General features: G+C 71.9%; 20 protein-coding genes and 1 tRNA gene. 17 read left to right on the top strand and 4 right to left on the bottom strand.

Features of this window, described 5'->3' with window-relative positions:
- The first annotated feature begins 8 nt into the window (after window positions 1-8).
- Window positions 9-551: an arginine repressor gene (locus tag BKA18_RS06425; RefSeq protein WP_006607541.1), complete on the top strand. Its 543-nt coding sequence runs from the start codon at window positions 9-11 to the stop codon at window positions 549-551.
- A gap of 260 nt (window positions 552-811) precedes the next feature.
- A complete protein-coding gene (locus BKA18_RS06420; protein ID WP_366045308.1) occupies window positions 812-1,888 on the top strand; it encodes a mechanosensitive ion channel family protein in 1,077 nt (358 codons plus the stop codon).
- A 191-nt stretch (window positions 1,889-2,079) separates the two neighbouring features.
- On the opposite strand, the gene BKA18_RS06415 is transcribed toward BKA18_RS06420, so the two are convergent.
- Window positions 2,080-2,153: transfer RNA gene (locus tag BKA18_RS06415), tRNA-Pro, on the bottom strand.
- Window positions 2,154-2,303: 150 nt separating this feature from the next.
- Here BKA18_RS06415 and BKA18_RS06410 point away from each other — a divergent pair.
- The 6 genes from BKA18_RS06410 to BKA18_RS06385 all read left to right on the top strand — a co-directional run bounded on the left by BKA18_RS06410 (window position 2,304) and on the right by BKA18_RS06385 (window position 10,078).
- Window positions 2,304-2,672, top strand: coding sequence for a DUF488 domain-containing protein (locus tag BKA18_RS06410; protein WP_366045307.1), 369 nt, complete (start codon window positions 2,304-2,306; stop codon window positions 2,670-2,672).
- Between the two features lie 117 nt (window positions 2,673-2,789).
- Complete coding sequence (locus tag BKA18_RS06405) at window positions 2,790-3,983, top strand: argininosuccinate synthase (protein ID WP_366045306.1); 1,194 nt, start codon at window positions 2,790-2,792, stop codon at window positions 3,981-3,983.
- A 148-nt stretch (window positions 3,984-4,131) separates the two neighbouring features.
- Window positions 4,132-5,574 carry an argininosuccinate lyase gene (gene argH / locus BKA18_RS06400; protein ID WP_366045305.1) on the top strand — a complete coding sequence of 481 codons (1,443 nt, stop codon included), beginning with the start codon at window positions 4,132-4,134 and terminating at the stop codon, window positions 5,572-5,574.
- 115 nt (window positions 5,575-5,689) lie between these two features.
- A complete protein-coding gene (locus tag BKA18_RS06395) occupies window positions 5,690-6,241 on the top strand; it encodes a TetR/AcrR family transcriptional regulator (protein WP_159479817.1) in 552 nt (183 codons plus the stop codon).
- Entirely contained in the window at window positions 6,238-7,875 is a 1,638-nt protein-coding gene (locus BKA18_RS06390; RefSeq protein WP_366045304.1) for an MFS transporter, read from the top strand. Before BKA18_RS06395 ends, BKA18_RS06390 begins: the two co-directional genes overlap by 4 nt.
- 232 nt (window positions 7,876-8,107) lie before the next feature.
- Window positions 8,108-10,078 carry a bifunctional metallophosphatase/5'-nucleotidase gene (locus tag BKA18_RS06385; protein ID WP_366045303.1) on the top strand — a complete coding sequence of 657 codons (1,971 nt, stop codon included), beginning with the start codon at window positions 8,108-8,110 and terminating at the stop codon, window positions 10,076-10,078.
- Between the two features lie 74 nt (window positions 10,079-10,152).
- On the opposite strand, the gene BKA18_RS06380 is transcribed toward BKA18_RS06385, so the two are convergent.
- Complete coding sequence (locus tag BKA18_RS06380; protein WP_366045302.1) at window positions 10,153-10,821, bottom strand: lysophospholipid acyltransferase family protein; 669 nt, start codon at window positions 10,819-10,821, stop codon at window positions 10,153-10,155.
- A gap of 297 nt (window positions 10,822-11,118) precedes the next feature.
- Between BKA18_RS06380 and BKA18_RS06375 the strand changes: the two genes are divergently transcribed.
- Together BKA18_RS06375 and BKA18_RS06370 are read left to right on the top strand one after the other, a co-directional pair.
- A complete protein-coding gene (locus tag BKA18_RS06375; RefSeq protein WP_366045301.1) occupies window positions 11,119-12,255 on the top strand; it encodes a glycerophosphodiester phosphodiesterase in 1,137 nt (378 codons plus the stop codon).
- Window positions 12,256-12,570: 315 nt separating this feature from the next.
- Window positions 12,571-13,113 (top strand): GNAT family N-acetyltransferase, encoded by a 543-nt coding sequence (locus BKA18_RS06370; protein WP_366045300.1) that lies wholly within the window; start codon window positions 12,571-12,573, stop codon window positions 13,111-13,113.
- Window positions 13,114-13,169: 56 nt separating this feature from the next.
- On the opposite strand, the gene BKA18_RS06365 is transcribed toward BKA18_RS06370, so the two are convergent.
- Window positions 13,170-13,640 (bottom strand): hypothetical protein, encoded by a 471-nt coding sequence (locus tag BKA18_RS06365; protein ID WP_366045299.1) that lies wholly within the window; start codon window positions 13,638-13,640, stop codon window positions 13,170-13,172.
- Window positions 13,633-14,001, bottom strand: a complete 369-nt coding sequence (locus BKA18_RS06360; protein WP_366045298.1) for a hypothetical protein — start codon at window positions 13,999-14,001, stop codon at window positions 13,633-13,635. Before BKA18_RS06360 ends, BKA18_RS06365 begins: the two co-directional genes overlap by 8 nt.
- A 117-nt stretch (window positions 14,002-14,118) precedes the next feature.
- Between BKA18_RS06360 and BKA18_RS06355 the strand changes: the two genes are divergently transcribed.
- The 7 genes from BKA18_RS06355 to cobT all read left to right on the top strand — a co-directional run bounded on the left by BKA18_RS06355 (window position 14,119) and on the right by cobT (window position 24,993).
- A complete protein-coding gene (locus tag BKA18_RS06355; RefSeq protein WP_366045297.1) occupies window positions 14,119-14,763 on the top strand; it encodes an HAD family hydrolase in 645 nt (214 codons plus the stop codon).
- A gap of 413 nt (window positions 14,764-15,176) precedes the next feature.
- Window positions 15,177-16,277: a methionine ABC transporter ATP-binding protein gene (locus BKA18_RS06350; RefSeq protein ID WP_006607527.1), complete on the top strand. Its 1,101-nt coding sequence runs from the start codon at window positions 15,177-15,179 to the stop codon at window positions 16,275-16,277.
- Entirely contained in the window at window positions 16,274-17,008 is a 735-nt protein-coding gene (locus BKA18_RS06345) for a methionine ABC transporter permease (protein WP_366045296.1), read from the top strand. Before BKA18_RS06350 ends, BKA18_RS06345 begins: the two co-directional genes overlap by 4 nt.
- A 72-nt stretch (window positions 17,009-17,080) precedes the next feature.
- Complete coding sequence (locus tag BKA18_RS06340; protein ID WP_366045295.1) at window positions 17,081-17,962, top strand: MetQ/NlpA family ABC transporter substrate-binding protein; 882 nt, start codon at window positions 17,081-17,083, stop codon at window positions 17,960-17,962.
- Between the two features lie 573 nt (window positions 17,963-18,535).
- Window positions 18,536-19,171, top strand: coding sequence for a GNAT family N-acetyltransferase (locus BKA18_RS06335; RefSeq protein WP_366045294.1), 636 nt, complete (start codon window positions 18,536-18,538; stop codon window positions 19,169-19,171).
- Between the two features lie 186 nt (window positions 19,172-19,357).
- Window positions 19,358-20,578, top strand: coding sequence for a precorrin-6y C5,15-methyltransferase (decarboxylating) subunit CbiE (gene cbiE / locus BKA18_RS06330; protein WP_366045293.1), 1,221 nt, complete (start codon window positions 19,358-19,360; stop codon window positions 20,576-20,578).
- 236 nt (window positions 20,579-20,814) lie between these two features.
- A complete protein-coding gene (cobT, locus tag BKA18_RS06325) occupies window positions 20,815-24,993 on the top strand; it encodes a nicotinate-nucleotide--dimethylbenzimidazole phosphoribosyltransferase (RefSeq protein WP_366045292.1) in 4,179 nt (1,392 codons plus the stop codon).
- Window positions 24,994-25,010 lie beyond the last annotated feature (17 nt).

Here is a 25,010-nt window from a genome sequence, read left to right as displayed (position 1 = left end):
CGACAACGATGACCGAGCCGCAGGACAACGAGTCGCACAACGGTGGCCAGGCCGTGCCGCAGACCCGCACCGCCCGCCACCGCCGGATCGTGGACATTCTCAACCGGCTGCCGGTCCGCTCCCAGAGCCAGCTCGCCAAGCTGCTCGCCGACGACGGCCTGTCCGTCACCCAGGCGACGCTCTCGCGCGATCTGGACGAGCTGGGCGCGGTGAAGATCCGCAACACCGGCGGGGAGCTGATCTACGCGGTGCCCAGCGAGGGCGGCGACCGCAAGCCGCGCGCGCCGCTGGGCGAGTCGGCCAAGGAGGAGCGGATGCGCCGCCTCTCCGGCGAACTCCTCATCTCCGCCGAGGCCTCCGCCAACCTCGTTGTCCTGCGCACCCCGCCGGGCGCCGCCCAGTTCCTGGCCTCGGCCATCGACCAGGCCGAGCTGCACGACATCCTCGGCACCATCGCGGGCGACGACACCCTGATGCTCATCAGCCGCGACCCGACGGGCGGCCAGGCCCTCGCCGACCACCTGCTGCGGCTGGCGCAGAAGGCGCACTGAGCGCCGCCCCCGCCGCCCCCGGGGCGCATCCCGCCACCACCCGGAGCACACCCCCCCGCCCTGTGCGGCCGCCGTTGCCCGGAATCCACCTAGCCACCCGCGGCCTGCCGAACCCCATACGGCAGGATGGCAGTTCGCGCCGGGACGTCCACGGATGTCCCGGCGCCTTCGCAGCCCTAGAGACAAGGTGGCATGGTGACGAGACATCACATCCGGCTCATAGCACGTCCGCTCCTTCCGGTCGCGGGAGGAGCCGGCCGGTGAACCGCGCTGTGACACTGCACGACCTGATCGTCGCCGGAGCGGCGCTGGCCGCCGGCATCGTGGCCGGCCTGCTGCTGCGGGTGGCCCTGCGGTGGCTGGGCAAACACGCGCTCCGCACCCGGTGGAGCGGGGACGACGTCATCGTCGACGCCTTGCGGGCCGTGGTGCCCTGGGCGGCGATCGCCGGCGGGCTGGCGGCGGCGACCGCCGCCCTGCCGCTGACGGAGGCGGTCGGACGCACCGTCGACCGGACGCTGATGGTGCTGCTCATCCTGGTCGCCACGCTCACCGCGGCCCGGGTGATCACCGGGCTGGTGAGGTCCCTTGCCCAGTCCCGGTCCGGGGTGGCCGGTTCGGCGACCATCTTCGCCAACATCACCCGCATCATCGTGCTGGCGATGGGTTTCCTCGTCGTCCTGCAGACCCTGGGCATCTCCATCGCCCCGCTCCTGACCGCGCTGGGCGTGGGCGGTCTCGCGGTCGCCCTGGCCCTCCAGGACACCCTCGCCAACCTCTTCGCGGGCGTGCACATCCTCGCCTCCAAGACGGTGCAACCCGGCGACTACATCCGGCTCAGCAGCGGCGAGGAGGGCTATATCGTCGACGTCAACTGGCGTAACACCGTGGTGCGTCAGCTCTCCAACAACCTGGTGATCATCTCCAACGCCCAGCTGTCCGGCACCAACATGACCAACTTCACCCGCCCGGAACAGAAGTTGACGATCCTGGTGCAGGTGGGCGTCGGTTACGACAGCGACCTCGACCACGTCGAGCGGGTCACCACCGAGGTCGTCGAGAGCGTGATGAAGGACGTCAACGGGGGCGACCCCGACCATGAACCGGCCGTCCGCTTCCACACCTTCGGCGACTCCCGGATCGGCTTCACGGTGATCCTGGGCGTCGGCGAGTTCAGCGACCAGTACCGGATCAAGCACGAGTTCATCAAGCGCCTGCACCGGCGCTACCGGGACGAGGGCATCCGGATCCCCTCCCCGGCCCGGACCGTGGCCCTCCAGAAGCCGGAGGAGATCACGATCCCGCACCAGCGCGACCTCTCGGAGACAGCGCCGTAGGGGACGCCGGCCGGGGCCGGCCGCCCCGCGGCTGCCACAGCCGCCGGGCCGCCGCCGCCCCGGCCGGACCCCGCCCTCCCGGGCCCGTCGCGGCCCCGGGAAGGCTCCCGCGTACGGGCCTCCGGCGCAGCCACAACGGCCAAAGGCCGCCTCCGATGTACGGAAGCGGCCTCTGACCTGCAAAAACACCGTCGGGACGACAGGATTTGAACCTGCGACCCCTTGACCCCCAGTCAAGTGCGCTACCAAGCTGCGCCACGTCCCGGTGCTCGTACCGGCCGGAAGATGCCCGGCCGGGGTGTGCAGAAGAAAAATACCCTGTCCCAGCCCATGAATCCAAAGCGGGGCCCCACGGGGTGCGTCCCGGCCTCCCTGCGGGGGCTCCGGGCCCGTGGTTCGATGAGATATGGGTGAAATGTCCGCGACGGAGGGTCTCCGGGTGCGCCGGGTGTACGAGGCGCCGGAGCCGGCGGACGGGGCGCGGGTGCTGGTCGACCGGCTGTGGCCGCGCGGGCTGTCCAAGGAGGATGCCCGGCTCACCGAGTGGTGCAAGGACGTCGCGCCCTCGACCGAGCTGCGGCGCTGGTACGGCCATCAGGGGGAGCGGTTCGACCGTTTCGCCGAGCGGTATCGCGCGGAACTGGCGCAGGAGGATGCCCGGCAGGCGCTGGAGCGGCTGCGGGCGCGCGCCGGCGAGGGGCCGCTGACGCTGCTGACGGCCACGAAGGACGCGTCCTCCAGTCATGCGGCCGTGCTGGCCGAGGTGCTCCAGGAGGGCTTCTGAGGCCTCGCGCCACGCCGTCGACCCGCCGCTGACCTGCATATTCATCGACGCGTTGACGAAACATACGGTGGAGTGCATACTTATACCCATCAGCGAATGCACCGTAAGGAGAAACCCGTGACCGAGCGCGTCGTACTCGCCTACTCGGGCGGCCTGGACACCTCCGTCTGTATCGGCTGGATCGCCGAGGAGACGGGCGCCGAGGTCATCGCCGTTGCCGTGGACGTCGGCCAGGGTGGCGAGGACCTGGACGTCATCCGCAAGCGTGCGCTTGCCTGCGGCGCGGTCGAGGCCGAGGTCGCGGACGCCAAGGACGAATTCGCCGACGAGTACTGCCTCCCGGCGATCAAGGCCAATGCGCTGTACATGGACCGCTATCCGCTGGTCTCCGCGCTCTCCCGGCCGACCATCGTCAAGCACCTGGTCGCCGCCGCCAAGAAGCACGGCGCCAGCACCGTCGCCCACGGCTGCACCGGCAAGGGCAACGACCAGGTCCGCTTCGAGGCCGGCATCTCCTCCCTCGCCCCCGACCTGAAGTGCATCGCCCCGGTCCGTGACTACGCGATGACCCGGGACAAGGCGATCGCCTTCTGCGAGGAGAAGAACCTCCCGATCGCGACCACCAAGAAGTCGCCGTACTCCATCGACCAGAACGTCTTCGGGCGGGCCGTGGAGACCGGCTTCCTGGAGGACATCTGGAACGCGCCGATCGAGGACGTGTACGAGTACACGGAGAACCCGGCCACCCAGCGGGAGGCCGACGAGGTCGTCATCTCCTTCAAGGAGGGTGTCCCGGTCGCCATCGACGGCAAGCCCGTCACCGTCCTCCAGGCCATCCAGCAGCTCAACGTACGGGCCGGCGCCCAGGGCATCGGCCGGATCGACATGGTCGAGGACCGGCTGGTCGGCATCAAGTCCCGCGAGGTGTACGAGGCGCCCGGCGCCATCGCGCTGATCACCGCGCACCAGGAGCTGGAGAACGTCACCGTCGAGCGCGAACTGGCCCGCTACAAGCGGCAGGTCGAGCAGCGCTGGGGCGAGCTGGTCTACGACGGCCTGTGGTTCTCCCCGCTCAAGCGCGCCCTGGAAGGCTTCATCAACGAGGCCAACCAGCAGGTCAGCGGCGACATCCGGATGACCCTGCACGGCGGCCGCGCGGTCGTCACCGGCCGGAAGTCCGACCAGTCGCTCTACGACTTCAACCTGGCGACCTACGACACCGGCGACACCTTCGACCAGTCGCTGTCGAAGGGCTTCATCGAGCTCTTCGGCATGTCGAGCAAGATCGCGGCCAAGCGCGACCTCGCCTGAGCCGCCTCGTTACCTTCGTACAGCGCCGCCTCCCTGCCCTCATGGTGGGGTGGGGGTCCCCCCTGGTCTTTAAGACCTTGGGGGAGGCGGCACAGGGGGCCCGGGATGCGTCCCGGAATGCCCGTCGCAGCAGCCTTGAGGAGCAGCAGTGAGCAGCAACAGCGGTGACGTCCGGCTCTGGGGCGGCCGTTTCGCCGCCGGCCCCGCCGAGGCGCTGGCCCAGCTGTCGGCGTCGGTCCACTTCGACTGGCGGCTGGCCCCGTACGACATCGCCGGCTCCCGCGCGCACGCCCGTGTGCTCCACAAGGCGGGCCTGCTCACCGAGGACGAGCTGAGCCGGATGCTCGCCGGGCTCGACCAGCTCGAAGCCGATGTCGCGGACGGCTCGTTCACCGGCACCGTCGCCGACGAGGACGTCCACACCGCCCTGGAGCGGGGCCTGCTGGAGCGGCTCGGCCCGGACCTCGGCGGCAAGCTGCGGGCCGGCCGGTCCCGCAACGACCAGGTCGCCACGCTCTTCCGGATGTATCTGCGCGACCATGCCCGGATCATCGGCGGCCTGATCGCCGACCTCCAGGAGGCGCTGGTCGGCCTCGCCGAGGCCCACCCGGACGTCGCGATGCCGGGCCGCACCCACCTCCAGCACGCCCAGCCGGTGCTCTTCGCCCACCACGTCCTGGCCCATGTGCAGTCGCTGTCCCGGGACGCGGAGCGGCTGCGGCAGTGGGACGACCGCACCGCCGTCTCCCCGTACGGCTCGGGCGCGCTGGCCGGCTCCTCGCTCGGCCTCGACCCGGAGGCGGTCGCCGCCGACCTCGGCTTCGAACACGGCTCGGCCGGCAACTCCATCGACGGCACGGCCTCGCGTGACTTCGCCGCCGAATTCGCCTTCATCACGGCGATGATCGGGGTCAACCTCTCGCGGATCGCGGAGGAGATCATCCTCTGGAACACGAAGGAGTTCTCCTTCGTCACCCTCCACGACGCCTTCTCCACCGGCTCGTCGATCATGCCGCAGAAGAAGAACCCGGACATCGCGGAGCTGGCGCGGGGCAAGTCGGGCCGGCTCATCGGCAATCTGACCGGCCTGATGGCCACGCTCAAGGCGCTGCCGCTCGCATACAACCGCGACCTCCAGGAGGACAAGGAGCCGGTCTTCGACTCCTGCGACCAACTGGAGGTGCTGCTCCCGGCGTTCACCGGCATGATGGCGACCCTGACCGTCAACCGTGAGCGCATGGAAGAGCTGGCCCCGGCCGGCTTCTCGCTGGCCACCGACATCGCGGAGTGGCTGGTCAAGCAGGGCGTGCCGTTCCGGGTGGCGCATGAGGTCGCGGGGGAGTGCGTCAAGGAGTGCGAGGCGCACGGCATCGAGCTCGACCAGCTCACCGATGAGCAGTTCGCGAAGATCTCGCCGCATCTGACCCCGGAGGTGCGGGGGGTGCTGAACGTCCCGGGCGCGCTGGCCTCGCGCAGCGGCCGCGGTGGCACCGCTCCCTCGGCGGTGGCGGTCCAGCTCGCCGAGGTGCGGACGGACCTGGTGAAGCAGCAGGAGTGGGCGGCGGCCAAGCAGCCCCTGCAGCAGCCCTAACCGGCTCAGACGTACGACGGCGGCCCGCCCCGGAAAGACCCGGGGCGGGCCGTCGTCGTACGCGGTGCGAGAAGCATGTGAGACATTGACGTCTCATTAGGGTATCTTCTGTCTCATGGCAGTGGATCGTGAACGGGTACTCGAAGAAGCCGCCGCGTTGCTCACGCGCCGGGCATCGACGCCGATGGACGAGATCGCCCGCGCCGCGGGCATCAGCCGCGCGACCCTGCACCGGCACTTCGCCGGACGGGACGCCCTGATCCGGGCGCTGGAGGAGCACGGGATCGCGCAGTTCGTGCAGGCGATGGACGCGGCGCGGCTGGAGGAGGGGGACGCGGCCGAGGCGCTGCGCCGGCTGATCGCCGAGGCCGAACCGGTCGCCGCCGTACTGGCCTTCCTCTTCACCGAGAACCAGCTCTTCGAGGACGGCGAGATCAACGCCGGCTGGGCGGAGCTGGACGCCCGTATCTCCGCCCTCTTCCGCCGCGGCCAGGAAGAGGGCGATTTCCGGATCGACCTGAGCGCCGCCTGGCTCACCGAGGCCTTCTACGGCCTGATCGGCGCCGGCGCCTACGCCGTCCACGAAGGACGGGTGGCCCGCAACGACCTCACCCACTCGATCGCCGAGCTGCTGCTCGGCGGCATCCGACGGAGCATGGAGAAATGACCGAGACCACAGCGTCAGGACCGGCCGGTTCGGCCCATGTGGACGACCAGCCCCGCCCGGGTCGCTGGCTCGCGCTCGCCGTCCTCGTCCTCGCCGTCCTGCTGGTCGGCGTCGATGCCACGGTCCTCGGCCTCGCCACCCCCTTCCTGAGCGAAGACCTGCGCCCCTCCGGCACCCAGCTGCTGTGGATCGGCGACATCTACTCCTTCGTCATCGCCGGTCTGCTGGTGTCCATGGGCAGCCTCGGCGACCGCATCGGCCGTAAGAAGCTGCTGCTGATCGGCTCGGTCGGCTTCGGCGCGATGTCGGTGCTCGCCGCGTACGCCTCCAGCGCGGAGATGATGATCGCCGCGCGGGCCCTGCAGGGCGTCGCCGGTGCGACCCTGATGCCCGCCACCCTGGCGCTGATCCGCAACCTCTTCCACGACCCCAGGGAACGCAGCCTCGCCATCGGCATCTGGGGCGCGATGGCCTCGGCCGGTATGGCCGTCGGGCCGGTCCTCGGCGGCTTTCTGCTGGGGCACTTCTGGTGGGGCTCGGTCTTCCTGATCAACCTGCCGGTGATGGCGCTGCTGGTCGCCGTCGGCGCCAAGGTCATCCCGGAGTCACGCAATCCGGATCCCGGGCCCTGGGACATCCCCAGCGTCCTGCTCTCCCTCGTCGGCATCGTCGCTGTCGTCTACGCCGTCAAGGAAGCGGCGGTGGAGGGCTACCGCTGGGACATCGCCCTGGCGGCCGCCATCGGGGTGCTCGCCCTGGTCTGGTTCGTCCGCCGGCAGCTCACCCTGCCCTCGCCGCTGCTGAACATGAAGCTCTTCGCGCACCGCGGCTTCTCCGGGGCGGTGCTGGCGGACCTGCTGACCATCCTCGGGCTCTCCGGGCTGGTCTTCTTCCTCTCCCAGTTCCTCCAGATGGTGCAGCAGCGCTCGCCGCTGAACGCCGGGCTGGTCGAACTCCCGGCCGCGGTCGGCGCGGTGGGCGCGGGCCTGGCGGCCGGCTGGGTCGCCCGGAAGCTGTCCGTACGGATCGTGGTGGCCGGCGGTCTCGCCGTGGTCGGGCTGTCGCTGGTCGGCTGCACCACCCTGCACGCCGACACCGGTACCGCGGCGCTGTGCTTCATCCTCTTCATCGTCGGTGTCGGTGCCGGTTTCTCGTTCACCGTCACCGCCGATGTGATCCTCTCCAATGTGCCCAAGGAGGAGGCGGGGGCCGCCTCCGCGGTCTCCGAGACGGCCTACGAACTCGGCGCGGCCCTCGGCATCGCCCTCCTCGGCTCCATCGTCACCAGCATCTACCGGGGTTTCGCGACGCCCGCCGGGGTGTCCGAGCCCGCTGCCGACGCCGCCCGGGAATCGCTCGGCGGCGCCGTCGAGACGGCCGGCCAACTCCCCGCCGACCAGGGCGCGGCGCTGGTGAAGGCCGCTCAGGACTCCTTCGTGAACGGGGTGGACGTCGCGGCCGGGGTGGGGGCGGTGGTCCTGCTGGCCGCCGCGGGAGCCGCCTGGTTCCTGCTCCGCGGCCAGCAGCTGGGCAGCGGCCCGGGCCGGGCCGGGAACGCGGCCTTCGCCACGGCCGGGCGCCGGCCGGAGCCCGGGCCCGGCCCGGCGGCCGGCGACCCGGTGCAACGCCTGTAACACCCGTCTCGCCGAACGGCCGATCCGCCGGACGGCGGGCCCCCTCGCGCCCCAGGGCGTGTCCTGTGGATCAGGTGCCACGCACCCGCCATGATCCACGGGACACGCCCTGGGGGCGACTGTCCCCCGCCCGTTCACGCCCGGTACGCGTCCTGGTGACCGGTCGTCCCGAGCGGCTTGCTCGACTCTCCCGTCGTCCCCTCACGGACGGCCCGCTCAGGAGAGTGACGCAGTGCGCGACATCGGACGACGCTCCTTCTTCACCGCCGCGGGGGCTCTCGCCACGGCGAGCGCCATCGGCAGCAACGCCTACGCCACCGGCCACGCCCGCGACGCGGCCACCGCCGACGAATACGTCGACGTCCAACTCCTCAACATCACCGACCTGCACGGCTATCTGCAGGGCGCGCCCGGCGCCCACTCGATCATCACCGGAGCCGGCGGGAAGACCTACACCGTCGGAGGCGTCGCCTCCATGGGCGCCCACCTGGAGCGGCTGCGCGACGGCCGCCGCAACTCCCTCTTCTTCGCCCCCGGTGACCTCTTCTCCGGCTGGGAGTTCGACGCCGCCGCCTTCGCCGACGAGCCCACCATCGAGGCGCTCAACGCCATGGGCCTGGACTTCGCCTCGGCCGGCAACCACGAGTTCGACAAGTCCGCGACCTTCCTCACCTCGCACATGGAGGACGGCGACGGCTACCCGACGGTCGGCCGCGACGACGACTTCACGGACTCCACCGGCCGCCGCTTCCGTGGCGCCGAGTTCCCCTACTACAGCGCCAACATGGTGTGGCGCTCCAACGGCGAACTGGTGCTGCCGCCGTACAACATCGTGCACGTGGACGCCGGCGGCGGCCGCCGGCTGCCGGTCGGCTTCATCCATCTGACCGCCATCGGCACCGAGTCCTTCCCCGGCTCCTACCAGCCGGGACTGCGCACCCTGGACGAGCTGGAGACCGCCAACCGCTGCGCCGCGGAGCTCAAGTCACGCGGCGTCCACGCGATCGTGCTCAGCATGCACGACGGCGCCGTGGCCGGCAGCGACTTCTCCAGCGGCAAGAACCCCTCCGGGCCCGCCTACGAACTGGCGCTGCGCGCTTCCCCGGACATCGACGCCATCGTCACCGGCCACTGGCACTGCGCCTTCACGATGATGCTGCCCGACCCCAACGGCGACCCCCGCCCCTTCGTCGAGGCCGGCTGCTACGGCCAGCTCATCAACGAGATCAATCTGCGGCTCGACCCCGACACCGGCTCGGTGATCCGGGAGCTGACCACCGCCGTCAACCACCCCAACACCCACGACGTGACGCCGGACCCCGAGCTGCGCTCGATCGCCGGCTACTGGGCGGACTACGCCAGCCGGCGCGCCCGCAGCCGCCTGGGCACCCAGACGGCCTCCTTCACCCGGCGGCGCAACGCCGCGGGGGAGAGCACCATGGGCAACCTCGTGGCCGACTGGGCACTGTGGGCGGGCCGCCAGGAGCACGGCCCGATGGACGACCCCGCGCAGTACCCCAACACCCCCGCCGACCTCGCCGTCATCGCGGTCGCACCGCGCGTCGGCCAGGCCCTGATCGCCGGCGATCTGATCCGTGACGAGGAGTCCGAGGGCACCGTCACCTTCGCGCAGGCCTGGAACTCCGTCGGCTTCGGCGACCCGATCATGACCGTCACCGTCACCGGCCGGCAGCTCCACGACGCCCTGGAGGAGCAGTGGGCACCGACCGCCGGCGGCGGCCTCGGCTACTCGCCGCTGGCCGTCTCCGCCAACGTCCGCTACACCTTCGATGCCGCGGCGCCGGTCGGCCGGCGGATCGACCCGGCCGATGTCTTCATCGACGGCACCGCCCTCGACCTCACCCGCCGCTACCGCCTCGCCGCCCCCTCCTACACTCTCATCAACCAGGACGGCTTCAGCGCCTTCACCGGATTCACCGCACCGGTCCGGCACACCCGTGACTTCGAGAGCTTCGTGGCCTTCGTCCGCACCAAGAAGCAGCTGGCGCCCGCCCCGTTGAACCGGGTGTCGGTCAAGAACGCGGGGGTGCCCGGCGCCCGCACCGGCACCGTGGTCCGCCACCAGCAGCTGCTCCAGGCCGACGGCAGCCCGGTCCCGCGGCCCGAGGCGGCGCTGCGTACGGCGCGGCCCGGCGGCGCCGAGGGCCGGCGCGGCCCCGACGGCTTCCGGGTGCCCTGCTGACCTCCGCGGACCGGCACGCACACGAACGGGCCCCCTCCGCGGAAACGGAAGGGGCCCGGTGCACCGCAGAGAGGTCAGGCGGCCCTGGCCTTGGTGGCGTAGATGTCGACGTACTCCTGGCCGGACAGCTCCATGACCTCGCTCATCACCTCGTCGGTGACGGCCCGCAGCACATAGCGGTCGCGGTCCATGCCGTCGTAGCGGGAGAAGTCCAGCGGCGCACCGAAGCGCACCGTCACCGGCGCGATGCGCGGGCGGCCCTTGCCGCCGGGCTGCACCTTGTCCGTGCCGATCATCGCGAACGGCACGACGGGCGCGCCGGTCATCAGGGTCAGGCGGGCGATGCCCGTACGGCCGCGGTAGAGCCGGCCGTCGGGGGAGCGGGTGCCCTCGGGGTAGATACCGAAGACCTTGCCCTCCTCCAGGAGCCGGCGGCCGGTCATCAGCGCCGCGACACCGCCGTGCCCGCCGTCCCGGTCCACCGGGATCATGCCGGTGCTGGTGAAGAACCAGGCCATCAGCCAGCCCTTGAGCCCCTTGCCGGTGACGTACTCGTCCTTGCCGATGAAGTACACCGGGCGCTTGACCAGCAGGCCCAGGAACAGCGAGTCGATGAACGTGACGTGGTTCCCGGCCAGGATCACCGGTCCGGTCGCCGGAATGCGCTCCATGCCCTCCACCTCCGGGCGGTACAGGACACGCATGACGAATCCGAGAATCGCCTTCAGCACAATGCGGGACAACGGGCCCTCCGGGTCGTGGTGGTCAACATCGAGCAGGTGCAGAACTCTGCAGCCCAGGACGATACTCGCGGGTCTCTCCCGCGCGCACATCGGGTTTACAAGGTCGATACGCACAGTTGACGTGTGTTACCGCCCATGTTCCCCCCGAAGTCCGCGTCCGTCTCCCCGGCATCACCCGTCCGTGCTTACGATCGGCCTGGTTCCGTGGGCCGGCGGGCAACACGCCTCACCGCACGCCGGAAAACACCCGGAAGCACGTGCACGACGACAGACCATCTCATTTCAAGGAGCGTGCGTATGCACAAGCGGGAGCAGCCGGGACGGCGGACGGTACTGGGGGCGGCGGCCCTCGGTGCGGGGGCGGCGGTGTTCGGCGGGGCCGGCCAGGCGAGCGCCGCAGGGCGTGACGGTGCGCCCCGGGAACTGCCGGTTCCACTGATCATCGGCCACCGCGGTGCCAGCGGCTACCGCCCCGAGCACACCTTCGGCTCCTACCAACTCGCCCTCGACATGGGCGCGGACGTCATCGAGCAGGACCTGGTCCCCACCAAGGACGGCCACCTGGTCTGCCGTCACGAGAACGACATCACCGCCACCACCGATGTCTCCGCGCACCCCGAGTTCGCGGACCGCAAGACCACCAAGACCGTCGACGGGGTGAAGCTCACCGGCTGGTTCACCGAGGACTTCACGCTCGCCGAGCTCAAGACGCTGCGCGCCAAGGAGCGCATACCGGGCACCCGGCAGCACAACACCCTCTATGACGGCCGGTGGGAGGTGCCGTCCTTCGAGGAGGTCCTGCAGTGGGCCGAACGCGAGGGCCGCAAGCGGGGCCGCCGGGTCTGGCTGCACATCGAGACCAAGCACCCCACCTACTTCCGGAAGCTCGGCTTGCCGCTGGAGGAGCGGGTGGCCAAGGCGCTGCGCGCGCACGGCCGGCACCGCACGCACTCGCCGAACTTCCTGCAGTCCTTCGAGCCCAGCAGCCTCCAGCGCCTGGGCAGGCTCGTCGGCTGCCCGAAGATCGTCCTGCTGGGCACGCCTGACACCCGGCCCTGGGACTTCGTCGAGGCGGGCGACCCGCGCACGGTCGCCGATCTGATCAAGCCCGAGGGCCTGAAGTGGATCGCCGGCTTCGCCCAGGGCATCGGCCCGGACCTCACGGTGATCATCCCGCGGGACAAGGACGGCAAGCTCGGCACGCCCACCTCCGTCGTCAAGGACGCCCACGCCGCCGGGCTGGTGCTGCACCCGTACACGGTCCGCAACGAGAACACCTTCCTGCCGACGAACTTCCGCCGCGGCTCCGACCCGAACGCCTACGGCGACTCCCTCGCCTACTTCAAGGCGCTCCTGGGCACCGGGCTCGACGGACTGTTCTCCGACAACTGCGACACCGCGCTGCTGGCCGCCGCGGAGTTCCGCACGCACTGAGCCGGGCGCCGGGCCGCCGGCGCGGCGGCGGCCCGGCCACCCGGACCGGCACCAGCTCACCCCACTCTCATCTGAGTTGGGAATGTCACAGGAGAGCTCGGCGACGTTCCGTTCGCCCCGTACGCCTGCGCAGAATACTCGCGGCGGAGATTGCCGCTGCCACATTCCGGGGAGTCCGGAAGGAGCAGTGTCAGCCACGCCATGACGGCGACGGGTACCCCGCGGAGCCGTCTGTCAGGGCACATCGTTCCGGGCGCACCCCTTACACCCTCAGCGCGCCCGGGCCAGCGAACCGAATAGGGGAGGCATAGGCGCATGGGCACGAGTGTGACCATCTCTGCGGCGACCGATCAGGACGCCGAGCAGATCCTCAAACTCCAGTACCTCTGCTACCAGCAGGAAGCCGCGCTGTACGACGACTACGGCATCGAACCGCTCACCCAGACGCTGGACGCGCTGCGCGCCGAGCTGGGCGCGGGCTGCGTCGTCGTCGCCAGGCTCGGCGAGGAGGTGGTCGGGTCCGTGCGCGGCACGGTCGACGAGGACGGCACCGCGCGGATAGCCAAGCTCATCGTGCACCCGCGGATGCAGCGGCACGGCCTGGGCGGACGGCTGCTCGACGCGCTTGAGCGGCGGCTCGCGGAGGAGCACTCGGCCCTGCGCTTCCGGCTGTTCACCGGTCACCGCAGCGACGGCAATCTGCGGCTCTACCGCAGCCACGGCTATGTGCCCGTGAGCACCGAGCAGATCGGCCCCCGGAGGGGCGTGGTGACGCTGGAGAAGGAACTCCGTCCGGACGTCGCCCCGGTGGCGGCGCCTTCCGGACCCGGCGTGGGCGAGCTCGCCGCGCAGGCGTAGCCGGACACGCGGACGACAGGGGGACGGGGGGACGGGCCCGGCTGCGGGCCCGTCCTTCAGTCCTGGACCGCGGCGGCCGGCGGCTCCGTACGGGCCCGGCGCAGCCACAGCAGCCCGGTGACGGGCAGGATGACCGGGATGAACAGATAGCCCATGCCGTAGTCCGACCAGACCGTGGCGTCGGGGAACGCGGAGGGGTCGAGCAGCGTCCAGGTGCCGATGCCGAGCACCCCGAGCAGCTCCAGCGCACAGCAGGCCAGTGCGGCCCGGCGGGCGCCCTCACCGCCGCGCACCAGCGAGAAGAGGATGAACCCGTAGACGACCGCGGAGAGGGCCGAGAGGCTGTACGCGAGCGGCGCCCGGTCGAACTGGGCGAGGAGCTGGTAGAGCGAGCGGGATGCGGCCGCCACGGTGAAGACGCCGTAGAGCGCGACCAGCAGCCGTCCCGGGCCGGTGCCCAGGGAACGCTTCGCCGGGGCGGTGCCCGGGGTGCCGTCCGCCGCTGTAGCCGCCGTGGTCTCAGGCACTGCCGCCTCCCCAGATGTCGAACAGCCGCACTTCCAGTACGGCCAGCACCACGGCGCCCGCGGCAGCGGTGGCCGAACCCCAGCGGGTGCGCTCCGAGAGCGACATGAACCCGGTCGCGGGGACACAGGCGGCCGCCCCGAGCAGATACGCCACGAAGAGCGCGGTGCCCTGGTCCGGTGAGTGTCCGCCCGCCAACTGCACGACGGCGATGACCAGTTGCACGATGCCGAGCAGCGACACCAGGGCCATGCCGATGAAGTGCCAGTCCTTGGTGGGCTGGTCACGGAACGCGGCGAGGCCGCACCAGGAGGCGAGGGCGAGAGCGGCCACCGCGACCGCGATCGTCAGCGCGTCGATCACCGGGGCCTCCGGGCGGCATACCGGTGCGCCGTGGGGTTGTGGAGCATGGAGTGATGCTAATCGCCCGGGGGCGGGCGGCCGCGTCCGGCCCCACCGTGGCACGTACGCTCCTGAAGTATGAAGATCACCGCTGATGCGCTCCTTTTCGACAATGACGGCACCCTCATCTCCTCCCTGGAGTCCGTGTACCGCTGCTGGTCCCGGTGGGCGAAGGAGCACGGCGTCACCGAGGAGGACTTCGCCCGGGTCGCGCTGCACGGCCGTCCGGCCGCGGAGATAGTCGCCGATCTGCTCCCCGCGGACCTCGTACCGGAGGCGGTGGCCCGGATCGAGCAGCTGGAGGTCGAGGACGCCGGGGGAGTGGTGGCGCTGCCCGGCACCCTCGCCCTGCTGGAGAGCCTGCCCGCCGAGCGGTGGGCCGTGGTCACCTCGGCCACGCAGCGGCTGGCCGAGGCCCGGCTGGGCCAGGCCGGGATCCGGCCCAAGAATCTGATCGCCGCCGATGACATCAGCCGGGGCAAGCCGGACCCGGAGCCGTTCCTGCTGGCCGCCGCGCGGCTGGGGGCGGACCCGGCCCGCTGCGTGGTCTTCGAGGACGCCCCCGTCGGGCTGGCGGCGGGCCGCGCGGCCGGAATGGTGACCGTGGCGTTGACCACAACGCACCGCGCCGAGGAGCTGTCGGCCGACGTCGTGGTCCCCGACCTCTCGGCGGTATCCGCGCAGGCCACGGGTGGATCGGTGGAGATCACCTTCGCGCGCTAGCGCGTTGTCCACGGGTCGGTCAGGCGTGTCCGCTATACGGACTGGCTTGATCGGCCCGCACGGCTGTCTGGTTTACTTGCCGCCATGACCACGACGAGCTACCGCACCCCTGCGACCGAGGCGTACCTGACGTCCGGTGCTCGTTGCATGTGTCGAATGTGTGACCGCTGAGGGCCCCCGCCTAAGCTCGCGCCCCGAAGTGAGACCCTCCCCCGAGCTCTTGAGGAGCAGGGCGGACCCCCACCGCGCCGTGCCTCCGTCGCCGACGGAATCCGGCCGCCCCGCGTCACCGGAACCCGCAGCCGGGCCCCGCGCCCGCCGCCGCGCCCGTTCCCCCCTGCCGCACTCGCAAGAATGCCCCGTGCTCCGGCGGGCGACCCCCGCCGAGCACTCGACAGTGACGGAATTCCCCTGTGATCACCACTACGGGCCTGACCAAGGTCTACCGTTCAGGAGACCGCGAAGTCACCGCCCTGGACGGCGTCGATCTGCACGTCCGCGAGGGCGAGGTGTACGGCGTCATCGGCCAGAGCGGCGCCGGTAAATCCACCCTCATCCGCTGCCTCAACCTCCTGGAGCGCCCCACCTCCGGCACGGTCACCGTCGCCGGCCAGGAGCTGACGTCCCTCGCCGGCCGCGGCCAGCGTGCGAGCGCCCCGCTGCGCGCCGCCCGCAGCCACATCGGGATGGTCTTCCAGCACTTCAACCTGCTGTCCTCGCGCACCGTCCAGGACAACGTCGAACTGCCGCTGGAGATCCTCAAGGTCGACCGCCGGGAGCGCTCCCGCAAGGCGCTGGAGCTGCTGGACCTGGTAGGCCTCGCCGACAAGGCCAAGGCCTACCCCGCCCAGCTCTCCGGCGGCCAGAAGCAGCGCGTCGGCATCGCCCGTGCGCTGGCCGGCGACCCCAAGGTGCTGCTCTCCGACGAGGCCACCAGCGCCCTGGACCCGGAGACCACCCGCTCCATCCTCCAGCTGCTGCGCGACCTCAACCGCAAGCTGGGCCTGACCATCGTGCTCATCACGCACGAGATGGACGTCGTCAAGACGATCTGCGACTCGGCCGCGCTGATGAAGAACGGCCGCGTCGTCGAGCAGGGCACCGTCGCCGAACTGCTGGCCACCCCCGGCTCCGAGCTGGCCCGCGAGCTGTTCCCGGTCGGCGGTGAGCCCTCGGCCGACGACCGCACCGTCGTCGACATCACCTTCCACGGCTCGGCCGCCACCCGCCCGGTGATCTCCGAGCTGGCGCGTACCTACAACGTCGACATCTCGATCCTCGGCGCCGCCATGGACACCGTCGGCGGCAAGCAGGTCGGCCGGATGCGCATCGAGCTCCCCGGCCGCTTCGAGGAGAACGTGGTGCCCATCGGGTTCCTGCGGGAGCAGGGGCTGCAGGTCGATGTGGCAGACGTCGCCGACGTGGCCGGTGCCACCGGCGGGACCGCCGAAGCCGTCGACGACGCGGTGACCCCGGCGGCCGCCGGCGCGCTGCAGAAGGAAGGTGCCAAGTGACCTGGAACGAGATGCAGCCGCTGCTGTACGACAACACGCTCGACACCCTCTTCATGGTGTGGTGGTCGACGTTCTACGCGGTGCTCATCGGCATCCCGGTCGGGGTGCTGCTGCATCTGACCCGGCGCGGCGCCGTCCTGCAGAACGTCGTGGTGAACAAGGTGCTCGGCGCGATCGTGAACATCGGGCGGTCCTTCCCGTTCCTGATCCTGATCGTCGTGCTGATCCCCTTCACCCGGCTCCTCGTCGGCGTCTCCATCGGCCCGACAGGCGCGGTGGTCCCGCTCGCCCTCGCCGCCATCCCGTTCTTCGCCCGGCTGGTGGAGGCCGCGCTGCGCGAGGTCGACCACGGACTGGTGGAGGCCGCGCACGCCATGGGCGGCGGCACCTGGACCATCGTCTTCAAGGTGCTGCTCCCGCAGGCGCTGCCCGCACTGATCGCGGGCGTCACCACCCTGGTCATCCAGCTGATCGGCTACTCGGCGATCGCCGGTGCGGTCGGCGGCGGCGGTCTGGGCAACCTCGCCTACACCTACGGCTACCAGCAGTACGAGACCTCGCTGATGATCGCCACCGTGGTGGAGCTGATCCTCCTCGTCACCCTCGTCCAGATACTCGGCGACCTCGTCGTCCGCCGGCTCGCCGAGCGCGGCGGCCGTGCCTCCTCGCGGCGCGTCGGTCTGCGCCGCACCCGCACCGAGGAGCCGGTCGCCGTCACCGAAGCCGCCTGATCCCGGAGCCACCCGCTCCGCCCAAGAGCCCGGACCCTTTGCCGGGCGGACACCGCACATGAACCCCCGTGTGTGAACAAGAAAGAGGCACTCTTCGTGCGCAACACCGTCAAGATCACCGTGGCCGTCGCGGCCGCCTCCGCCGTCGCGCTCGGCGCGAGCGCCTGCTCGGCCCCGTCCGACACCACCGCCAGCAGCGACAAGGGCGACAAGAACGCCCCCCTGGTCGTCGCCGCGAGCCCCACCCCCCACGGCGCCATCCTCGACTTCATCAAGAACAAGCTGGCGGCCAAGGAAGGCCTCAAGCTGGTCGTCAAGCCGTTCAACGACTACAAGATCCCCAACAAGGTCACCGACGACGGCCAGGTGGACGCCAACTTCTTCCAGCACAAGCCGTTCCTGGACACCTTCAACAAGGAGAACGGCACGCACATCGTGCCCGTCCAGAACGTGCTGATCGAGCCGCTGGGCGTCTACTCCAAGAAGATCCACAAGCTCTCGGAGCTCAAGTCCGGCAGCACCGTCTCGGTCCCCAACGACCCCTCCAACGAGGGCCGTGCGCTCAAGCTGCTCGCCGACAACGGAGTGATCACCCTCAAGCCCGGCGTCGGCTCCGACGCCAAGCTGACCGACGTCAAGGACGACAAGGGCGTCAAGATCACCGAGCTGGAGGCCGCGCAGACCGCGCCGCGTATCGACGATGTCGACGCCGCGGTCATCAACGGCAACTTCGCCATCGGCGCGCGGCTCAAGCCCTCCAAGGACGCGCTGGCCCTGGAGAAGGCGAAGGGCAACCCCTACGCCAACTTCCTCGCCGTCAAGAAGGGCAACGAGAACGACCCGCGGATCAAGAAGCTGGCCAAGCTGCTGAACTCCCCCGAGGTCAAGAAGTTCATCGAGGACAAGTACAAGGACGGGTCGGTCATTCCGGCCTTCGGGCCTGCCAAGGGCTGAGCTTCCTCCGTATTTTTCCCCGCCGCCCACCCCCCTTCGGGGGGTGGGCGGGTGTAGAGGTGCGGTTGCTCCGGGGGATGGGTGCAGACGTACGGCCCCTCCGGGAGTCGGCAGCTGTAGACGTACGGCCCCTTCGGGAGTCGGAAGCTGTAGACGTACGGCCCCTTCGGGAGTCGGCAGCTGTAGACGTACGGCCCCTCCGGGAGTTGGCAGCCGTAGATGTGCGGCCGCTTCCGGGGTGGGCGGGTCTAGACGTACCGCCCCTTCGGAGGCGGGCAGCTGCAGACGTACCGCCGCCGCCCCATCCCCGGGGCGGCAGCCCCCGCTTCCCCCTCCCGGCCGCCAGCCCCCACCTCCCCGCGTCTCCGCAGGTCACCGGAAGATGGTCGGCCGCACAGACACCCCCCGGACCCCGGACCGCCGAGCGCGCGGCCGGGGCCCACGCGCGTGGCACACCCCACGGCCCATGCTGCATGCTGGTGCATTCAAGACGGTCAAGACAGCCCGTGACCTCGCGCGGAAACAGCCCGCGACGTCCCGGAACCCCACGGTCAACGGCGTTGGAGCAGCGGCATGACATCCACCTTTCCGGACATCTCCATCAGCACGGACCGGTTGGTGCTGCGCCCTCTCGAAGAGGCCGATGTGCCGTCGCTGGCCGACATGATGAACGATGAGCTCGTCGCGGCCTGGACCGCGGCCCCCCAGCCCTACACCCGGGCCGCCGCCCGCACCTGGATCGCCGAGTACGCGCCCACCGAACGCACCGCCGGGCGCGGAGTCGACTTCGCCGTCACCGAGTTCCTCACCCAGCGCCTCGTCGGCGTGGTCCAGCTGACCAACACCGACTGGCGGCTGCGCTCCACCGAGCTCTCCTACATCGTCGCTTCCTGGGCCCGCGGCGAGGGCTATGCGTCCGAGGCGGCGCTCGCCACCGCCCAGTGGGTCTTCCACGACCAGAAGTTCGAGCGCCTGGAGCTGCGTACCGCGGCGGGCAACACCGCGTCCCAGCAGGTCGCCCAGAAGATCGGCTGTATCAGCGAGGGCGTGCTGCGCAATGCCTGGATAGCCCGCAGCCGCACGGAGGACGGCGGCTGGGCGGACATCCGCACCGACCTGATCGTGTGGAGCCTGCTGCCCGAGGATCTCGACGGGGTCCCCGGCCGGCTCGCGGACGCGAACGGATTCACCTACCCCGAGTGGAACTGACCCGCCCCGCGGGCAACCGGCCCACACCCGCACGCAGGTCCGTACCTCTCGGGGTACCCTCGGCCTGCCGCGCACCTGCGCGACCAGCGCGGATCAGCGGACCACGGCGGCAGTGCCACCGGCCTGCGGCCGCCCCGCAGCCGCCGCTGCCCGCGTAACCACAGCAGCCCCAGGAGACTGACGAGCATGGCCGACCGGGTCACGGTGATCGGATGGGACGGCTCTCCGCTGACCGCTGCCGCCCGCTCCGCCCTCGGCGCCGCCACCCTCGTGGCCGGCGCCGCCCACCACCTCGCACTGCCCGAAGTCCCGCCGCACGCCGAGCGGATCCGGCTCGGCAGCGTGACCCTGGCCGCCCGCCGGATCGCCCAGCACCGCGGCACCGCCGTCGTGCTCGCCGACGGCGACCCCGGCTTCTTCGGCGTCGTACGCACCCTGCGGGCACCCGAGCACGGCCTGGAGGTGGAGGTCGTACCGGCCGTCTCCTCCGTCGCGGCCGCCTTCGCCCGGGCCGGAATGCCCTGGGAAGACGCCCGGGTCGTGGTCGCCCACAGTCGCGATCTGCGCCGCGCGGTGAACGTCTGCCGCGCCCACACCAAGGTGGCGGTTCTCACCTCGCCCGGCGCCGGGCCGGCCGAACTCGCCCTGCTGCTCGGCGGCGTCCACCGCACCTTCGTCATCTGCGAGGACCTGGGCACCGACCGGGAGCGGGTGACGGTACTCACATCGGACAAGGTCGCCGACCATGTCTGGCGTGACCCCAATGTCGTGATTGTGGTGGGCGGTTCGCCCGGCGGCGCGGCGGCTCAGGGGACCGGCTGGATCGCCGGCCGCGAGGTGGGCCATCCGACGGGCCCGCGCGGCTGGGGACTTCCGGCCGGTGCGTACGGCGGCGTCCTCGGCGAGGGGGAGTCCGTCCAGTTGCGCACCGCACAACTCGCGCGCCTCGGGCCGCAGGTGGGCGACCTGGTCTGGGACATCGGTGCGGGCGTCGGGGCCGCCGCGGTGGAGGCCGCGCGCTTCGGTGCCGCGGTCATCGCGGTGGACGCCGACGCGGACGCCTGCGGGCGCACCGCCGCCCTCGCCCGCCGGCACGGCGTCCAACTCCAGGTCGTGCACGGCCGGGCGCCACAGATCCTGGAGGACCTGCCGGAACCCGATGTCATCCGGGTCGGCGGCGGGGGAGCGGAGGTCGTCACCGCGTGTGCGGCCCGCCGCCCCGAACGCATCGTCACCCACGCGGCCACCCGCGACGAGGCCGAATCGCTCGGCCGGGCGCTGGCGAACGGCGGCTACGACGTCGAGTGCGCCTTGCTGCAATCCGTCGACCTGGACACTTCCGCCTGGGTCGAACGCGAGCGGTCCGTGGTGTTTTTGCTGAGCGGCTATCGCGTTTCTCACCCATGACCAGCACGGCTACCCGCGCGAGGTAGGCTGGCGGATCGTTGCGCCGCCGTTCCGCGTTCGGCTTCGTACGTCAATATCCGGAAAATGCCGTGGTTTTGGCGGAATATGAAGCTCTGGAGAGCGGACGTGCCGCGAGGCGCGCTCGCTCGTTCTAGCTATCGGGGCGTCGGCGCGCCCCGGTCGAGCGCGTCGCACGAGCGGTTGGAAGGAGCACTACCAATGGGCGAGGGGTACGCATGACCGACACCGGCCAGGTCCCGGGCGAGGGTCAGCCGGAGAACGCAGGCGGACATCCCGGGCAGCCGCAGCCGTCGGCCGCTCCCTCCCCTGCCGATGCCGGACCGGCCCCGCAGCCGGGCATGGTGCCTCCTCCGGGCGAATACCCCTATGTCGACCAGCCCGACGGCGCCGTCGAGGACGACGATCTGCTGCTGATGCCGGGCGCCCAGGGCGCCTGGAGCGAGCAGCCGGCACCCCAGCCGCTCCCGCAGCCCCAGGAGACCCACCAGGGCGCGGACCAGCAGCTTCCGCAGGGCGCCCCGTATGACGCCGCCGCCCAGGGGGCCACCGGCTTCGAGCCGTTGCCCGCCCAGGCCGGCGACCATGAGAGCGGCGGCCGGGATTCCGGTTCCGTCGACCTCGGCGCCGTCCGCATTCCGCAGCCCGCGGCACCCCAGCAGCCGGACCGGGCCCGCGCGGCCGCACCCGCCACGCCCCCTCGCCGTCCGCTGCACATGGGCCCGCCGGTGCCCGACGCGACCGGCGGCGTGGTCCGTTCGCTGGCCGACCGCGGACCGGCGGAAGCGCCCGCGCAGTCCGTCGCGCCGCAGGTGGAACCGCCCACCGGCGGTCCGGAGTACTTCGATGCCCCGGCCGGGGCCCCCGAGGCCATGGCGGGCCCGCCGGCCGGCGGAGCCCACCCCGGGCAGCAGCTCGGGGACGCGGCGGCGCAGGGCTTCGCGGCGCCGTCGTACGGCGGACAGTCCTACGAGGGCCAGTTGTCCGCCGAGCAGACCTACGGGGCAGCGGGCCAGGGCCCGTTGCCCGGTCCGCAGCTCGGCGAGATCCCGTCGCAGGTGACGCCGTGGGGCGAGCCCTCGGCCCAGGCGACGCCCGACGCGGTTGCAGAAACGGTCGCCCCCGAGGTGCCCACCGCACCCGAGGCCGCGCAGCCCGTTCCGCAGGATGCACAACCGCCCGCCGAACAGCTGCAGCCGCTGTCGGCCGAGACCGCCGCACAGCCCGCCGATGCCGCGTCCGTCGTTGCGGACGCCCCCGGAGCCGTGCCGGGCGAGCGGGCCGATGCGCCCGCGCAGCCGCAGGACGTGACGGTGGAGGCGCTGCCGGATGCGGCGGCGCCGGGGCAGGACGGAACGGCTGGGGCGGAGGGTGCCGTAGCGGACGCCACGGCACTGGACGCCGCCGTGGCGGAGGCCCCCGGTGCCGACGCCGTCGCGCCGAACGCCCCTGCTCAGGAGGTGCCCGCTCAGGACGCCGCCGCGGTGGTGCAGCAGTCCGAGGCCGTGGCCACGGACGTCCCGCAGCAGGCCGCGGACCAGGATGGGAGCGCCGAGGCCGGAACCGAGCGCGCGGCGCAGGTGCAGTCCGCCGGGACCTCCGCCCCCGCCGCGGCCGACGAAGCCGTGCAGCCCGCCGAGCTCGCCGAGCCCGAAGCCGACCAGCCGGCCGCCGAGGCACCGGCCGCCCCTGTCGAGGCCGCTCCGGCACCGGCACCGCAGCCCGCACAGCCCGCACAGCCCGCCGACGACGGTCCGACCGGCGCCGTGCCCGAGGCCACCGATGTACCCGAGGCTGCCCACGTGCCTGTGACCGCCGACCAGCCGCAGCAGCCCGCCGACCAGCCGCAGCCCGTCGAACCGGCCCCCGCCGTCGAGGCGACCCATCCGGAGCCCGGGACGGAGGCCGCCCCGGCCCCCGCCGCTCCGGCCGAGGCCGCCGCCGGCGATCTCCCCGTGGCCGGGCCCGTAGCCGCCCCGGAGCCGGCCGCCGTGCCCGAGGACTCCGTTGCTCTCCCCGTATCCGAGGAGGCCGCGTCCCCGGAACAGGCCGTCATAGAGCCGCCCGAGACGCAGCAGCCGGCCGCCGGGCAGCCGCAGCCCGGTGCCCCCGCCGATGCCGCAGGGCAGCAGACCGCCGAGGCACCCGCCCCGGCCGCCGTGCCGCAGGGCCCGGACCCCGGTGCCGAGCAGCAGCCCGTAGCGGACGGTGCCCAGAGCCCCGCCGAACCGGTTGCCCTCACGGCCGATGCGGCCCCGGACACCGACCCTGCCGCACCCGCCCCGGCCCCTGCGCCCGACGAGACCGCCGGGACGGACGAGACCGCCGGCACCGAAGCGAGCGCCACGACGGACGAGACGGCCGTGCCCCCCATGACCGACGAGCCCGCAGACAACGCCGCCCCCGCCGCCCCGCTCCCCGAGCCCCCGCCCGTCGTGGTCCACATCCCCGCCCAGGCGTCCGGCGAGCAGCCCGCGACGGCCGTACCCGCCCCCGACGCCCCGGCCGCCGCCCTGGACGGCATGCCCCAGCAGCAGGACGCCGCCGCCCTCGTCCAGCTCGGCGAGGACGACGACCAGAACGACGACCAGCCGCAGACGGCCGGAGCACAGAAGTCCGCAACGGCGCCCGACGGCGACCCCGCCGACGCCCCGGCCGACGCGTCCCCCGCCGCCGGCTACGACGACTCCGAGCGCGCCGCCGTACACCGCGTGATGCGCGAACGCCGCGACATCCGCAACGGTTTCCGCAGCGACCCGATCCCCAACGAGGTGCTGCTGCGCGTCCTGGAGGCGGCCCACACCGCCCCCAGCGTCGGCCACTCCCAGCCCTGGGACTTCGTCGTCATCCGCTCGGCCGAGACCCGCGAGAAGATGCACCAGCTCGCCATGCAGCAGCGCGAGGCGTACGCCAAGTCGCTGCCCAAGGCGCGCGCCAAGCAGTTCCGCGAGCTGAAGATCGAGGCGATCCTGGAGACGCCGGTCAACATCGTCGTCACCGCCGACTCCACCCGCGGCGGCCGGCACACCCTCGGCCGGCACACCCAGCCGCAGATGGCCCCGTACTCCTCCGCGCTCGCCGTCGAGAACCTCTGGCTCGCCGCCCGCGCCGAGGGCCTGGGCGTCGGCTGGGTCAGCTTCTTCGACGAGCGGGAGATGGTCCGCGAACTGGACCTGCCCGAGCACCTCGAAGTCGTCGCCTACCTGTGCGTCGGTTACGTCGACGAGTTCCCGGAAGAGCCCGAGCTGCTGCAGGCCGGCTGGTCCAAGCGCCGTCCGCTGTCCTGGGTCGTCCACGAGGAGACCTACGGCCGCCGTGCGCTGCCCGGCGAGAGCCCGCACGACCTCCTTCAGGAGACCCTGCAGGGCATCCGCCCGCTGGACGCCAAGGCGCTCGGCGAGGCCTGGGAGCGGCAGAAGCGGATGACCAAGCCCGCCGGGGCGCTGGGCATGCTGGAGATCATCTCCGCGCAGCTGTGCGGACTGTCCCGCAAGTGCCCGCCGCCGATCCCGGAGCCGGCCGCCGTCGCGATCTTCGCCGGTGACCACGGCGTGCACGCCCAGGGCGTGACCCCCTGGCCCCAGGAGGTCACCGGCCAGATGGTCGCCAACTTCCTGGGCGGCGGCGCGGTCTGCAACGCCTTCGCCCATCAGGTCGGCGCCGAGGTCTGTGTCGTGGACGTCGGCGTGGCGAGCGACCTCCCCGCCACCCCGGGGCTGCTGCCGCGCAAGGTCCGCCCCGGCACCGCCGACTTCACGGCGGGCCCGGCGATGACCCAGGAGGACGTGCTCAAGGCGATCGAGGTCGGTATCGACACCGCCCGCGATCTCGTCGCGGCCGGCAACAAGGCGCTGCTCACCGGCGAGATGGGCATCGCCAACACCACCACCTCCGCCGCGCTGATCGCCGTCTACACCGGCGTCGATGCGGCCGAGGTCACCGGCCGCGGCACCGGCATCAACGACGAGACGCACGCCCGCAAGGTCGAGGTCGTCCGCCGCGCCCTGGAGCTGCACCAGCCCGACCCGGCCGATCCGATCGGCGTCCTCGCCGCGATCGGCGGACTGGAGCACGCGGCCATGGTCGGCCTGATCCTCGGCGGCGCCTCGCTGCGTACGCCGGTGATCCTCGACGGGGTGAGCGCCGGCGCCGCCGCACTTGTGGCCCGCGCCATCGCCCCCGAGGCGCTGGCCGCCTGCATCGCCGGTCATCGCAGCGCCGAGCCGGGCCATGTCGCGGCCCTGAACAAGCTGGGCCTGCGCCCGCTGGTCGACCTCGATCTGCGCCTCGGCGAGGGCACCGGCGCCCTGCTGGCGCTCCCCGTGGTGCAGAGCGCCGCCCGCGCCATGCACGAGGTCGCGACCTTCGACTCCGCCGGAGTCACCGAGAAGATCTGAGCGGAGCAGCCGCTCGC

It is taken from the genome of Streptomyces auratus, from assembly GCF_050433025.1.
Taxonomy (GTDB): Bacteria; Actinomycetota; Actinomycetes; order Streptomycetales; family Streptomycetaceae; genus Streptomyces; species Streptomyces sioyaensis.
Note: the sequence above shows the minus strand (reverse complement) of the source record. Positions and strands in the feature narration are given on the sequence as shown.

Coding starts and splice junctions, on each gene's coding strand:
- BKA18_RS06425 (WP_006607541.1), top strand. CDS start 9: ATGACCGAGCCGCAGGACAACGAGTCGCACAACGGTGGCCAGGCCGTG.
- BKA18_RS06410 (WP_366045307.1), top strand. CDS start 2,304: ATGTCCGCGACGGAGGGTCTCCGGGTGCGCCGGGTGTACGAGGCGCCG.
- BKA18_RS06395 (WP_159479817.1), top strand. CDS start 5,690: ATGGCAGTGGATCGTGAACGGGTACTCGAAGAAGCCGCCGCGTTGCTC.
- BKA18_RS06390 (WP_366045304.1), top strand. CDS start 6,238: ATGACCGAGACCACAGCGTCAGGACCGGCCGGTTCGGCCCATGTGGAC.
- BKA18_RS06375 (WP_366045301.1), top strand. CDS start 11,119: ATGCACAAGCGGGAGCAGCCGGGACGGCGGACGGTACTGGGGGCGGCG.
- BKA18_RS06370 (WP_366045300.1), top strand. CDS start 12,571: ATGGGCACGAGTGTGACCATCTCTGCGGCGACCGATCAGGACGCCGAG.
- BKA18_RS06355 (WP_366045297.1), top strand. CDS start 14,119: ATGAAGATCACCGCTGATGCGCTCCTTTTCGACAATGACGGCACCCTC.
- BKA18_RS06335 (WP_366045294.1), top strand. CDS start 18,536: ATGACATCCACCTTTCCGGACATCTCCATCAGCACGGACCGGTTGGTG.
- cbiE (WP_366045293.1), top strand. CDS start 19,358: ATGGCCGACCGGGTCACGGTGATCGGATGGGACGGCTCTCCGCTGACC.
- cobT (WP_366045292.1), top strand. CDS start 20,815: ATGACCGACACCGGCCAGGTCCCGGGCGAGGGTCAGCCGGAGAACGCA.